Source organism: Nicoliella sp. ESL1106 (genome assembly GCF_058509965.1).
In genome coordinates this window covers 244,790-259,216 of sequence record NZ_CP196341.1, presented here as the reverse complement: position 1 = coordinate 259,216, position 14,427 = coordinate 244,790, and the positions used below count along the sequence as shown (strand labels likewise).

Genomic DNA, 14,427 nt, shown 5'->3' with positions numbered 1-14,427 from the left:
CGCCCTTTTTCTATTCTGTATACCATCCCTTAAAATCGTAGCTCATATCAAGGTTCATTCCTTTAAATCTATCCGTAAACTGCCACGTTCCGACACGATCCAAACCTGGCTTCCCAGCAGTCGTGTAATTGGCCACCCAAAGGTTCATCTGAGGTTTCAAAGCATATGGATGAATTCGCTCCGACCAGAACCAGCTGGCCATTGAATAAACGTCTAACTTTTTGTCCCCCGATTTACGGGCTGAAGCAACCTGTGCCTTGGCCTTTGAATTCAAGTAACAATCACCATATCTACTACCCTGAGTAACTTTAATGATGACTGCCTTAACTCCAAGATCCCTTAAACTTTTAAAATAATCAACAGTATCCAGCTGATATGATGAAACATCAGCCACTAAATCCATTTTCTTGCTCATCTTTCCTCCTTATCTCTTCTAGGTAACGGCTGATCGCTTCGATATGCTTATTTTTCAACCGTCCCTTTCCTTGAATCATCAATCTAAATAACCACTCCATATCACCGTCATAAGCAGTCATGATCGCTGCTAACGTCGGTGAAATTTGTCTATCTACCCAGCGTTTCATCTTGTCGATATCGGGATGCTCCTCTGGTAACGTCAACTTCAATTTACCAGCATCCCTTACAAAGCATACCTTTGGCGTTTAATTGATTAGTGTTATAACTTAGCTGTATTGAGTTGCGTAAGACTATATCTACATAGATAGGGAGATTAATAATAATGAAAAAAACAGTTCTTTTATTAACAGGCTTATCATCACTGTTCCTTTTTAGCTCCATGAATGTTAACGCGTCTTCGAAAAAAATGACGCCCAGTATTTTGGAGGGTACCTGGGTTACAAAACCTTTTAAACAACCACTAGGTACGGAGTACCAAAAAAGTATTTTGTATTTTAATAAACTGAAAACTATAGAAGATTCGGTGTCTTACAATAAAAGTAACAACGTTGATATTAAAATGAGTAAGATGGGTGGTGATAGTTCAAATAATATATCTTATACTGGTAAGTATCCAAATTATAAGCTGACAACTAGAACACGTTCTAAAGGGTACTCATATAACTCTTATTATAAAATTAAGTTTATAAACAGCAAGACTATTGATATCTATTTTGATTACACCGCTGGTGGTGTTCATGATCGGGTAGGTTGGTCACACTTAAGAAAATATTATAAGGAATCAAATAGCATCGTTAAAAACACTAAAATTAAATACTAGTCATCCACTAACAAAAATACCATCAAGTCCATTGAACTTGGTGGCATTTTTGTTTATTTTATATAATTATACTTACTAAATGCATTTTGATACATTTGTTCAAAAGGACTTGGTGAATTCTTGGGTATCCATAAACGTATCGAATCTGTTTCCATGCTACTAAAATTGCCCTTTTCAAAATAACATTTTAATTATATCTAGCGGTTGGTTCATGATTTACCCAATAGTAGTAGGTGCTCTTAGGCATTTTAAAAGCCCTTAGAGTGGTAGCTAAGCGGTGTTCATGTTCTAAACTATCCTTGATAAAGCCTAAGGCTTTCTTGATTGTTAACGCTTCCCAAGTAACACCGCAGCTCGTTTTAAAATTTCTAATTCCTCCTGAACTTGAGCTAATTTCATTTCCATTTGAACATACTTTTCATAAGAAATTTGTTTGCCATCAACATTAATAGTGGAACTCTGTTTCAACCAACGAATGATCGTGTTAGCTGAAACATCGTATTATTTAGCTAATGATTTAATACTGTGGCCTTGCTTTGATAGTGAAATAATTGAATCTCTGAATTCTTTTGAATATGATTTTGGCATAATAAAAACTCCTTTAATAATAATTATCCCTAAAAGAGAAGACCGTAAAAGTGATCTATATTATTATCATAGGAGCAATCTTTTTATTTTTATATTTTAATAAATCATTTTTAATTATACCTATCAGAGTTAAACAAAGAGTAAAACGCATAGCTTAATTTTCTTGCATATGCAACATTAATTATTTTTTTATTAGTAATCTCTTTTAATAATTCATTTGCAGCAATAAATGAATTTCCAGTATTTACTACATTATCTAGTACGACTATAGCTTCAGCTTCGGAAATATCATTAATATCCATACCAATATCCATTGTTTCAATATTAAGAGATATACTTCTATTTTCACCATCAGTATGAGCTTGATTCTTATTCTTTTTTCTATACAATAAATTGGTAGCATCTATAATTTCATCATTACTTGAAGCCAAATCCTTAATGATTTTATCTAACACTATCGGATCATTTTTTTTAGAACTTGGTATATCAGTAACGGCAATTATATGATGATTACTTAATATATTACTAATGTTATTTTTTATTATATTATAATTTTCAATATATTTCTTTTTTTCTTCCTTAAATATTCCCTTTGCATAAGAGTTCAAATTATCTACATTAATGTTAGGATTGAAATTTAATGCATCAACTTCATTGTTTGAATTAAGTTCACCTCCAGGTAAACCATTGCCACCTCGAGTATAAAAAGTATAGTTATATATGGGAACTTGATTATACTTCTTGTCTTCAGTTACGGTTCCTAGTTCTGTATTTACGATATGCAATAATGGGAATTTAATGATCATTGATTTATCGATTGTATTAACTAATTCTAAAGGCTTTGAATTAGTTGATTTATAATCGTAATCATTATGAAAAAAGCTATTTCTTTTAAAACTTATCATATCTAAGATATAATTCATTAACTTGTCGTTAGTTTTAGCGAAATCTGATGAATTATAATCATAGTTAAAAGACACCCTATAATTTGATTTAGGATCGTAATAATTTTTCTTTGTGTGATTTCCATAAAATATTCCTCTTTCAGATTTATATACATATAGTGGCAGGAAATCAATTAATTCGTATAAAAATCCGCTAATTTCATGAATATTATTTCTGTTTTTTACTGTTCTTACTATGTCTTCATTACTTATTGACTTCAGATATTTAATCTCATTCTTATATGCTAATATTAATTTATTTTCATTATTAGAAATATTTTCATAAATAATTTTATCATTATAAAGACTTTCATCCATATTAATATTTCCACTATTATAAAGACTTTCATCAGTATTTTCATTATTATAGAGACGATATATGTCTTCTGAATAAGAATAACTAAAATGCTCAAAAGTATAAATAGAATTAGAATACTCCTTAATCAACTCTTCTCTATAAAAATTAAACATCCATATTAACTTTTGAATATTGTTAGGCTTAAAATAATCTTCTAATTGCTTTTTCATGTTGTTCACCCCTTATTCCATAAATTTTTTAATATCAATAACCTCATCTTCTATTTCTTCTACATTTTTAAATGGTATATAATTAGTCGCATTTTCATCAAAAAAATTAAATTTCATTTTTTTAATATTATTAAATATTTGAACTTCATCCGTATAATAATTTAAAACCTTTTCACTATACATGTTATTAATTATACGCATGTCAAAATCTTTTTTATCATCTGAAAAATCATTCCAAAATTTAAACTCATTTTTATCATTCCAATTATAAGGTAATACATTTATAATTCCGTTATAAAAAAAGATAATTACTTCGTGCACTTTATCTATACTACCCACATTATATTTTTCTGACATAAATAATGTAAATATATTCTTACTTTCTTTATCATTAATATAATTTTTATAATTATATAGTTCACTAATATAATTAGTTTTTGAGTCATCTATATAAGATAATAAATCTCCAGGATTTGAACCAAAATTTTTACAAATAAAATCTATTTGTTCAGATGTTAATGGGTGTCTAATATCAAAATAAACATTGTTAACAATTTCCTCAAGGAATGAATAATAATCAACTTCAAGCTTATCAAAAACAATCTCTGGTTGTTCGAATGTTAATTTATTAATATCATTGTAACCTCCCCTATCAAGTAAATAATCCACATCTTCATGTATGGATTCCAATCTGTAGAATGCTTCTCTATATGATGATATTATATTTATTTTTTTAGATTCTAAAAATGATCTTACATTATTTATAATCATATTATTTCTCCCATACTATAAACCACTTCTAAATAATTTTAATTTAATTATACTATATAATTAAATTACATAAAATTATAAAAATGTAAATTTAGTGTGTAATTATCTTATTCAAATTCAGAACATAATATAGTTACGAATAAATTCATTCCAAATTATTTATATTAATCATACTAATGTGGTAACTATATTAAACAAACGATCGATATAATCCAATAAATCAATTTTTGAGATAAGCAATCCATTTAAGAAATATTATAAACCTTTATGATAAATGATATAATTTTAATTGAAATACATAAATTATTAAGGAGATTTTTACAATGAAACTTAAAAACAAGGTTTTAAGCTTTATGACTGTACTAATTACCGTTTTTACCTTTAGTGCCGTCGCAACGACCGTCCATGCCGACCCTAATCCACTAGCCGGGAAGGATCCCAATGTCATCAACAGCATCTTGAATAATTTTAGTATCAACTTGCCGAATAGATATATTCTATATGACCCTAATCCATACATGGCCAACGCCCATTATAAAAAAGGAACTAAAGTGATTTATGAACCTGCCAATACCTGTTTACAATTTACCCAATTTCCAAATGGTGAAACGGATACCCAATATGGCGTAACAAAAATTAAAAATCCAACAAAGAGCACCGTTATTAAAAAAAGAATGAGTGACTGGGGTATTATGTACTACCAAGTTAAATTTGATCATCCTAAAAAAAACTATTGGGTCTTAGCAGCTGATTTATTCCTTCAAAAGAATCCCAATAAACATAACACCACGGTCACTGATGCGGATAATCAAAATGTTGGGCTAAACTATGTCAACTACCTCCGTTATCAACATGATTTACAACCATTAACTTGGAATGACCATCTCTATACCTTAGCCCTCGAAAGGAATCAACAAAATGCCCAAACTAAATCGATCTCACATTATGCTGCTGATGGTAGTTTTAAAATTGACGATTTAGTTAAACAACATGGTTGGAATGACTATGGTGTTGGTGAAAATATTCAAAACACATATTCATCTGATACACCAAATGATACCATGATCAACATGGTCAACGAATTCATGTACAACGATGCAGTTAGTGAAAATTGGGGCCACCGTGACAATATCTTAAGCCCAGTCGCTACCAAAATGGCTATGGCAACCTCTTACAGCGAAGGCATGTATTACCAAACCATGTTATTCGAATAGGACAACCATCGTACCAAAACATATTTCTTTAAACATATCAAATTGAAAATAATAATTAAATAGTGAGGATACACAAATGCCCCTAAGCTTTTAAAAAACCTAGGGGCGTTTTTTTGTATCTATTTTATTTTAACTTAGCAAAAACTCTGGATAATTCTGTAAAGTATAGTTCCCAGTCATGGGTAATAATGGCGTAGCCTTGTTTACTTGGCTTATCGTATCACTATGATCTGAAATTGCCCAAGCCACAAATCAAAAGCATTAAAGATATAAAAAAGATATGCTAGACTAAAAAGCATATCTTTTTTGTTTATCTTAATTGCGTGTAAATAAATTTTAATAAGGAGAGCAATTCTTCAATGTTCAATTAACCTAACAGATAATGAAGAGGAAATTAAGTCAAGTCTATACAATTCTACTTATTAAATATGAGCACGTGGATCTGGAGTCCCAAGATATGGAAATTCATAAATCATATCTCCAGATTCGGTCTGTTCTTGGCCATTTTCATCCTTAATAGTTAAGGTTCCCTTGGCTTTGTAACGAGTGTATGAAGGATTCAAGCCCTTCTTAGCCATTGCTTCCATCATCTTAGGGTTACTGTTACCAAAAATGGTTTCAGCGGTTCTAACTTCGATTTCTTGGACCCATTCAATGTTAAAGGTAACGGTTTTTCCGTTATCATCAAAAGTATAACGGCTAATCTTAGGGTATTCCTTCTCGGTTTCTTTTTGAACTTCCTTCTTAACGACTTCAAATTTATGCTTATGGTCGTTTTCGTTCAAGTTCTGGAACACCACGTTCCCCTGCTTATCTAAGACAGCAAAGATTGGCACCCGTTCAAAGTCATATTTAGCGTTACCAACCAGGTCAAAGATCAAGACAACGTAATCATCTAGGGTTTGCCGGGCCCATAACCAGTGGTGCCAAACGTTCATTACATTCGTGCTTGGCCATTGGTGATCATGGTAACCAACCCCACTCACTTCCCAGGTTTTGCCATTCGCGGTTAAAGTCCCAGTAACCTTTCCACTAGGGAACACTAGCCAGGTGTAGAACAACGATGGATCTTCGTCAAAATCAATGTAGCCGGTCCCGGGCCGATAAGGTTTAACAGACAGTGAGAAATGTAAATCAGCACCGACTCCATTAACCGGTTCCACATGAATATCGTATTCCTTTAAATCCCCCTTAAAGTAGTTAGGACCGAATTCAAAGTCACACTTTTCCTTGCTCATTGATGACTCTTCAACGGTGTAGTTCAAAATATCAGTATAGGTCTTGCCGTCAGGAGTAGTAATATGAATGTTTAAGTTCGGATGATCTAGGGCATCTTTGTCCAACCCTCTTCTGGGATCACGGGGTAAGAAGTTAACAACGACCTTCGAACCGTCATCCATGATAGAATCAAAGTAGATGTTTTCACTTACGCCAGCTTTTTGCTCGCTTCTTCTACCATCTTCCCATTGTTGAACTTTACTGGGATCTAAATTTAAACGTTTATAATCTTCAGGTTCGTTTAATAATCTAATCTTTGCCATTCTAAACACTACCTTTTAAGTTTATTTTTTCATTGTTAAGCTATTTTCATTATAATAACGAATGAAAATAAATCCCACCGACAAAAACTTTTAATGTGTTGCATAAGTTTTCAATTTGTAACATACAGGAGGACCCAAATTAAAGATTATCAATAAAAATGAAAAAAGATATGCCAAAACCGAGCAACAGATCATGACCGCCTTTCAAACTTTGCTATTAAAGGACGATTTTAGTAGTATCACTACAACCCAAATCATTCAAAAAGCCAGCATCAATAGAACTACCTTTTATGCTCACTATAAGGACAAATTTAACCTGTTGGATCACTTTGAAAATTGACAACTAGAACAACTATCAAACTTTGCGGATAACGTTGATGTAATTGCCAACAAGCAGTTAGACCAAAATCACTTCGCGGATTACTTAAATACGGTTGTTAACTATATTCATAATAATGGAGATGTCTACGCCATTATGTTGAGCAATGAAGATCAAAATTTTAAGTCGAAACTAATTAATATGATCAAAAGCCACTGAGCCGGCAACGGCTTAGACCGCTTCATATCAATCCCTGAAGAGTACGCCTTATCAGCACTTACCGGAATGGTGATCAACTTAATTGAGTTATGGGTCCATAATGATTTTCAACTAAATAACGATGAATTCACTAGGATCCTGATCAAGTTAATATCTGGGTCACTAAATAATATATTGATATAAAAAGGTGCTGGGATTGAACCCATTGGGCCGATGCTAGGAGTTCGAACAAAAATTAAACTAAATTGAATATGTGCTAATGTTTCAATAATTTGGACTAATTTTATTTAGTTTTGGCTAAGATAATTCTTCCTTAGAATATGGTTTTGTCATAATAACTTAACCCAATAAATCACACCATAAAATTGATGTATATTATTATCATAGAAGCATTATGATTTAGAATATTATTGGTTTTATTTACTTAAAGTACCTATTATGTCGCAACTGTTCGGGTAATAAATGATCAATTTCATCAAAAGTAAAATATTGTTCCTCATTGTACTTAAGTGATTCTCTAGCCATCTTGTAGCCCTTAGGAGTCGTTTTAATATACCCTCGATAGATATCATAAGAGCTACATTGCAGTTCATCTCTCTTAGCTATAATTTTTTCATTACTCATCTGTGAGAAATCGGTCATTACTGATATATAATCATTCATAATCATCCATAATTTATCAGCTGCCTCTCGATGCTCTGTAATTTGTTTAGAAGTATCAAAATTTTTAAAATATAAATTAATTCCTAATAGAAAAGCTGAAATTAAAGCAGCCAATATTTTTATTAAATAACTATTATATATAATTGTAGATATAATTCCACTAGAAGAGAGCGCAGAAAGAAATATTTGACAACGTTTAAATTGTTTTAATTGTCGTTCTAATATATCCATATCTTTAAGATGGGATTTATAAGTATAAGTTACTTTTCCATATGCATCTCTAATTTGGCTATTTAATGCATTTCTATAATTAAACTCCATATTATTCAACCATCTTATTTAAAATTTTTTCTAAGACATCACATTGATCTTCATTAATACTTATTATTTCATTACTTCCTGGTGTTCTTAAAATATATCCACTAGTTCTTAAATGTTTAATACCTTCAATTAACTTATTTTCATATGTTCCAGCTGGAGGGTTATAAGGATTTCCAATTTCGAACCGCCATAGGGCAATGTAGTTAAATACAAAAGAATCAATAATAATTCCAGATAATTTATAGCTAGAGTAATTATTATCTCTAATTTCACGTATATGTTTACAAGTTGCTCTAAGAAGATTATTGGTTTCTAGGTCCTTTTTATCCATAGCTAATTTCTCTTCTTTCGGATGAGTAACTCTCCAATGACCACCCATATTACTATCAGGATAGTCGTATCCGTTAAAGTTTCCAAAGGTACCAAATTTTGCAAATGCTGGTAAAATTTCTATCTTCAATCCATCGGTAAACGATACCTTGACAACTTGTCCGTCACCTCTTACATCACTTGTTACATAAGGTAACGTTTCTTTAACACTTTGAAGCAACTGCGATTGAACGTTACCTCGATTTGTTTTTAACTGTTCAAATTTACTTAATGGTAATTCAACTAATATATCAATATCGCTAGTATCGATTGCAGTACCACGTCCATAAGAACCAACATAAAAACTATGACTCGTTTCACTATTACTACCCCAAAAATTTCGGTTTATTGACTTATTTATTGAATGATATCTTGTTGAAATGATTGATCTTTTGTCTTTTGTAATATAATGAACATCTGGTTTAACTAAATCTGGCAATATATTTCTCCTTATGAAAATAAATTTTTAATAGGAACATATGTTCTTATTATAACATAATTTAAAAAATAGTTTTATTAAGTATTGTAAATTAATTATGTGGATATAATAATTGAGTGAATATTTTAAAATGTAATTTTTTACTAGATAAATCCATAATTATATATAAACAAGATAAAATAAAAATAATTTTAATATCTAAAATTAAGAATTTGTAAATTAGTACATTTTATTGATATATGGTTAGAATGTGAAAAATGACCTGTAACTGTCATCAGAAGGACAACTACAGGTCATTTAAATATTATATCGACTTATTTACTAGCATCTTCGTCAACTTTGAACTTAGGAAGTTGGTTAATCAAATCAACGGTTTGAACTGAAACATTAATAATACTTAGTAATAAATTGAAGATGTATTTAGGATCATCGCTATATTCATTCGGATCATCAGTGATGCCCGTTTTCTTATCCGTCTTAACTTGATATTGATCCATAATCCATTCGATAGCAGAACGATCATTGATAACGTATTCATATGCTTTTTCAGGGATGTTGGAAATAATAATATCCTTGTTAAAGATAATAGTCGATTTATCTGGAACTAATTTATGAGTTTCGGAGTTACGATGTTTATTAAACTTCATTTTCTTAACTTTATAATTATTATTATCAGGTAAATCGACATTAGCATCTTCATATGGTTCAACTTTTTCATAATTGAGATGTAAATTAATTAGTTTTTTACCAATTTCAATATATTTATTTTTATTAGTTGCTATAGGTATGCGGGGCAGTTCTTTATGCAAATTATTAGCATACTTAATCTTATATGTCTTAGAATTTAATAACGCATAAATATAATAAAATATATCTTCATAAGATAAATTAATCTTTTCTTTAAATGAATTACTAATATTTAGATTATTATCATTATCTATATTATTAAAAAACATAAAACCTTGCCCAGTATCTAATAAGTGTTGTGATGGAACGTTTTCAGTTACCAGTGTAGAAAAAGATTTGCTTGCACCTCTACCCGTAATATAAATTGCTAAATTCTTTTTACCCCACATATTATAATATAGTCTAGGTTCTTCGACCAAATCATAATCATAATAAAGATATTTTTTTGTAAACGGTCTATATAAGCTTAATGTTAATTTACTTTGATTGTATTTTATTAACTTATGCTGTCTTACTAATTTTTCTAACTTACGAGTCCATTTGATATACCCTTGATCTTTATTTAGAATATGATCATGATTATTTGATAATTTATTATTTTCATCATTGTAATTATTTATAAGTTTATTAACATTATAAATTAAACTTTTTTCGGAAAATGAGTAAACCCAGGAATCTCTATTTGTTTTTATTCCCATTGCATTATCATAAAATACACAATCATTTTTGTTATCACTACTACTTATAGAAGTATAATTATTATAATTTAAATCTCTTTGATTTATCCAATCATTTTTTACATTGGGTTCTATCTTTAACCATTTTATTTTAGATATTGATTTATGACTTAAAAGATAATCAAGTTTATTCCTTTTAGTCTTTCTTTTTCCAATACTACTGTAATATATTTCATGCTCTTTACTATCATCCTTTATAAGAATAATTATAGATACACCAGTTAATATATTAAATATATTACCGCCCTCATCCTTGGCATAAATACCATTCTTACCTCTAATTCCACCTAATAGATTAAATACATAAATATGATTAAATTCCTTATAAAGAGAAGACCTCATTCCATCTAATGAGTTTCTATCTATAAATCCTGAATTAGTTATAAATCCAATTACACCATTATTAACCAGTCTATCGCTGGCCCAACGAATTGCTTTTACATAGCTATCATAAGTGCTTGTATTGTTATGAGAGTTACTTAGTTTTACATAAGTATTCTTTATCTTATTTTCAAGATTATAATAATGAACATTAGCATTATCATCATTAGCGTTTCTTTGCCCAACTGAATATGGTGGATTACTAATAATCGCTGTAATAGGCTGTTCTTGCTCCCTTTTTAATCGCTCATTATTTTCACCAAATAACTTATCATCTAAAGTATCCCGATTTTCCGTACTTGCAAATGTATCAGTCAAAACAATTCCATCAAATGGTTTGTAGTCCTTATCAGGATTAATGTCCTCAAAAGTAGCTTCAATATTAATGGCAGCAATGTAATAACTCAACAACACAATTTCATTCGCATACATTTCATGCATGTATTTACGAAGGATGTCATCAAAGGTAATTTCACCCGCATCAAGTTGTTTCTTAAAATGATTTAATGTTCTAGTCATAAAAGTTCCGGTTCCAGTAAATGGATCCAAGATATTAACATTTTTATCAACTAACTTTTTACCGAAATACTTTTGTAATGCCACATCTACTGAATTAACAATGAAGTCAACCACTTCTACGGGAGTAAAAACAATTCCTAGTTGTTCAGTTGTTGACTTGAACCCCTTACTAAAGAATTTATCGTAAAGTGTTAAAATTAACTTCTGCTTGCCTTCAGCGTTGTCAATTCCGCTAGCTCTCAATTTAATCGACTCATAGAATGGCTTTAAGTCTTCTTGTTCCTTATTAAATCCAAAAACCTTGAATGCCCCGATAACATCGTTCATAGTTTTAGAAACCACGTTATTGTTAACAAAACTATATTCACCAAATAAAGCGTTAAAAATTGGCTCAGTGATTAAGTGCTGCGCCAACATTTCAACAGCTTGTTTTTGATCGATAGAATCATTAATGTTGTAACGTAAACTCTTTATAAACTGATCAAAAGCGGACTTTGCACCAGCATTACTTTCAATTAAATCATTAATTCTTTGGATATGGCGTTTTGCAATCTTAGCGACATCAGCAGACCAGTCTTCAAGATATCTACGATTTCCAACCTTTTGAACAACTTTGCCGTAAAATGCATTTTGCATTTCTTTCCAATCAAGCGGTAATTCGATTTGTTGAGTTCTTGGCAAATCTCCATCATCCGAGCCTTCTTTTACTGGTCCAGCGGGAGAATCCCCGATAATAGTAGGCTTAATTCTTCCGGATTTTTGCTTATTTAAGTCTAACTTATTAACCTCTGCTTCAAAACGCTCATCGGTTGATCGTAATGCGTTTAGCACCTGCCAAACTACTCGATAGGTTTCATTATTATCAAGCGCTTCGCTAGGATCAATTCCCTCTGGAATAACAACTGGTAGAATAATATAACCATAATCCTTACTTGGAGCTAAACGCATAATTCTGCCGACGGCTTGAACGATATCAACTTGTGATTTTTTGGGATTAAAGAATACAATTCCGTCCAGATTTGGAACGTCAATTCCTTCAGTTAAGAATCGGACGTTCGAAAGCATTCTAGCTTGGTTATTAGGAAGTTCATCACTTGCTAACCAGTCAATTTCTTCATTCTTCTTTAGTGCGTTCAATCCACCATCAACATGGTGAACGTCGACTCTAAAGCTTTCTTCAAATTGCGATCCTAAGTATTCATTAACTACCTGGTTAAATTCATTAGATAGAATTTTAGAATGCTTGATTGTATCAGTAAAACCAATCACCCGTTTCATTGGAGCCCCGGTAATCTCACCAGTAAGGCCATCCCGCTTGACCATGGCATTCCAAACCCCAATAATCTTACCAATATCATCCACTTTTAACCCGTTATCACCAGACATCATATTCTGCATGTCCTTGTTAATGTAGGATTCATTAACGGCTAGTACTGAAACCTTATAGTCGGTTAGCCAGCCACCAGCAACGGCATCCCCGAACCCTAGTCTAAATATTTCTTTTCCATAAATAACTTCATCATCCATTGATGAAACAACAATACTATTTTCAACCGCCTTTTTCTTAGCACTTTCATCGTAAATCTTAGGAGTCGCGGTTTGATAAAGACGGAGCTTGCCCTTTACATTTGTATTGGAATGCACTTTAGTAAACATGCTATCCTCACCCAGTTGCTTAGCACCAGTAGTTCGATGGGCTTCATCAGCAATGATTAAATCAAATTCTGGATACCCTGCTTCTTGAGCTTGATGGACGACGTCAATTGATTGATATGTAGAAAATACTACATTGATGGTTAAACGATCTTCACCGGTAGTTTTTTTCAATTGATGGTAATCCTTCATTAGTTCATCAACATTAGTAGTAGCTGGAAAACCAATGTCAGTGGAATTTAATTCATCATTGCCATCCACATTCTTTTTAGTTGCCTTACGGTCAGATACGACTGACAGAGAAGTCATATTGATTCGATCATCAATATCATCATTCCAGTTAAATAGCGTCTGAGAAAGCAATTGGATACTAGGGACCAAATAAAGTACATTAAAAGTATGCTTAGCTTGATCCTTCATCAATGCTTCAGTGATTTTCAAACTAGTAAAAGTCTTTCCAGTCCCAGGTGCCATAATTAATTTCCCACGATCATGGTGCTCATAATCACTATGGTTAAAGTATTGAACGGCCTTCTCCATTGCTTCTTTTTGATAACTTCTAAGGTGCTTTTCCTTATGTACAGAAAGGTCATTATCGCTATCAAAAGAAAATTTTTGCCACTCAAAATTAGCATGCCGTAATTGCGACAGCCCAATAATAGTAAATGACTTCGAATTCCCCTTCAGTGCGTTTAACGCATTTGTATTCCAATCATCCGTGGTGGAAACAATGATTCCATCTGCATAGTATTCCTTACCTGCTTCAGCAATAAAGGAATTAATGGTATCCTTACCAACTTTACCCTTATAGAACTTAGCTTGAACGGCAGTTAGGTTATCATTAATATCACAGGCTACAATGTCAACACCAGTGTCTTTTTTAGAGATTCCATATTTTTCAGGGACTTCATTTAGCATCCATACATGCTTAAATTTTTGCTTATAAATTGGTTCATTTTTTAAGTATGAAGCAACCATGTGTTCAAAGGCAGTCCCTCTGTCACGCTGGTTGTTAATGTTACTATTATCAATTTGATTGATCAGTTCTTCGAAAGTAGCCATAGGAGTCTCCTTAAATATTAATATATTAATACTAATTATACTAATTAATACCTTAAAAAGAAAAATTTTTCGGAAAATAAGTAGAATGTCTCTGTTGATATTATATTGAGACATTAATTTTGCGTGAGTATTATTGTGCTCATATGATAATAATATATAACATTCTAATGGCGTATATTTTAGAACATACAAAAATGTCCGTAAATATTACATTACGGACTTAATGAATCTATTA

The 14,427-nt window shown here is 31.4% G+C and carries 11 protein-coding genes; 2 read left to right on the top strand and 9 right to left on the bottom strand.

What is annotated here, in order from left to right:
• Window positions 1-10: 10 nt before the first annotated feature.
• Entirely contained in the window at window positions 11-415 is a 405-nt protein-coding gene (locus ACSVI6_RS08030) for a GH25 family lysozyme (RefSeq protein ID WP_491721075.1), read from the bottom strand.
• Window positions 387-626 carry a hypothetical protein gene (locus tag ACSVI6_RS08025; RefSeq protein WP_491721074.1) on the bottom strand — a complete coding sequence of 80 codons (240 nt, stop codon included), beginning with the start codon at window positions 624-626 and terminating at the stop codon, window positions 387-389. Before ACSVI6_RS08025 ends, ACSVI6_RS08030 begins: the two co-directional genes overlap by 29 nt.
• Before the next feature lie 113 nt (window positions 627-739).
• Here ACSVI6_RS08025 and ACSVI6_RS08020 point away from each other — a divergent pair, with 113 nt between their 5' ends.
• Window positions 740-1,237 carry a hypothetical protein gene (locus tag ACSVI6_RS08020; protein ID WP_491721073.1) on the top strand — a complete coding sequence of 166 codons (498 nt, stop codon included), beginning with the start codon at window positions 740-742 and terminating at the stop codon, window positions 1,235-1,237.
• Window positions 1,238-1,564: 327 nt separating this feature from the next.
• On the opposite strand, the gene ACSVI6_RS08015 is transcribed toward ACSVI6_RS08020, so the two are convergent.
• From ACSVI6_RS08015 to ACSVI6_RS08005, 3 genes are all read right to left on the bottom strand, one after another.
• Entirely contained in the window at window positions 1,565-1,705 is a 141-nt protein-coding gene (locus tag ACSVI6_RS08015) for a hypothetical protein (protein WP_491721072.1), read from the bottom strand.
• A gap of 230 nt (window positions 1,706-1,935) precedes the next feature.
• Window positions 1,936-3,297 (bottom strand): hypothetical protein, encoded by a 1,362-nt coding sequence (locus tag ACSVI6_RS08010; protein WP_491721071.1) that lies wholly within the window; start codon window positions 3,295-3,297, stop codon window positions 1,936-1,938.
• A 12-nt stretch (window positions 3,298-3,309) separates the two neighbouring features.
• Window positions 3,310-4,068 (bottom strand): hypothetical protein, encoded by a 759-nt coding sequence (locus tag ACSVI6_RS08005; protein ID WP_491721070.1) that lies wholly within the window; start codon window positions 4,066-4,068, stop codon window positions 3,310-3,312.
• Window positions 4,069-4,391: 323 nt separating this feature from the next.
• Between ACSVI6_RS08005 and ACSVI6_RS08000 the strand changes: the two genes are divergently transcribed.
• Window positions 4,392-5,282, top strand: coding sequence for a CAP domain-containing protein (locus ACSVI6_RS08000; RefSeq protein ID WP_491721069.1), 891 nt, complete (start codon window positions 4,392-4,394; stop codon window positions 5,280-5,282).
• Window positions 5,283-5,704: 422 nt separating this feature from the next.
• Here the strand turns inward: ACSVI6_RS08000 and ACSVI6_RS07995 are convergent, their stop codons facing one another.
• The 4 genes from ACSVI6_RS07995 to ACSVI6_RS07980 form a co-directional block, all read right to left on the bottom strand.
• Window positions 5,705-6,823, bottom strand: coding sequence for a hypothetical protein (locus tag ACSVI6_RS07995; protein ID WP_491721068.1), 1,119 nt, complete (start codon window positions 6,821-6,823; stop codon window positions 5,705-5,707).
• 958 nt (window positions 6,824-7,781) lie between these two features.
• Window positions 7,782-8,345, bottom strand: a complete 564-nt coding sequence (locus tag ACSVI6_RS07990; RefSeq protein ID WP_491721067.1) for an SLATT domain-containing protein — start codon at window positions 8,343-8,345, stop codon at window positions 7,782-7,784.
• A gap of 1 nt (window position 8,346) precedes the next feature.
• Window positions 8,347-9,153, bottom strand: a complete 807-nt coding sequence (locus ACSVI6_RS07985) for an SMODS domain-containing nucleotidyltransferase (protein WP_491721066.1) — start codon at window positions 9,151-9,153, stop codon at window positions 8,347-8,349.
• A 314-nt stretch (window positions 9,154-9,467) separates the two neighbouring features.
• A complete protein-coding gene (locus ACSVI6_RS07980; RefSeq protein WP_491721065.1) occupies window positions 9,468-14,192 on the bottom strand; it encodes a type ISP restriction/modification enzyme in 4,725 nt (1,574 codons plus the stop codon).
• Window positions 14,193-14,427 lie beyond the last annotated feature (235 nt).

Excerpts from the sequence above, each read along its gene's own strand:
- ACSVI6_RS07980 (WP_491721065.1), bottom strand. The coding sequence starts at position 14,192 with ATGGCTACTTTCGAAGAACTGATCAATCAAATTGATAATAGTAACATT.
- ACSVI6_RS08020 (WP_491721073.1), top strand. The coding sequence starts at position 740 with ATGAAAAAAACAGTTCTTTTATTAACAGGCTTATCATCACTGTTCCTT.
- ACSVI6_RS08005 (WP_491721070.1), bottom strand. The coding sequence starts at position 4,068 with ATGATTATAAATAATGTAAGATCATTTTTAGAATCTAAAAAAATAAAT.
- ACSVI6_RS08030 (WP_491721075.1), bottom strand. The coding sequence starts at position 415 with ATGAGCAAGAAAATGGATTTAGTGGCTGATGTTTCATCATATCAGCTG.
- ACSVI6_RS08010 (WP_491721071.1), bottom strand. The coding sequence starts at position 3,297 with ATGAAAAAGCAATTAGAAGATTATTTTAAGCCTAACAATATTCAAAAG.
- ACSVI6_RS08000 (WP_491721069.1), top strand. The coding sequence starts at position 4,392 with ATGAAACTTAAAAACAAGGTTTTAAGCTTTATGACTGTACTAATTACC.
- ACSVI6_RS07995 (WP_491721068.1), bottom strand. The coding sequence starts at position 6,823 with ATGGCAAAGATTAGATTATTAAACGAACCTGAAGATTATAAACGTTTA.
- ACSVI6_RS07990 (WP_491721067.1), bottom strand. The coding sequence starts at position 8,345 with ATGGAGTTTAATTATAGAAATGCATTAAATAGCCAAATTAGAGATGCA.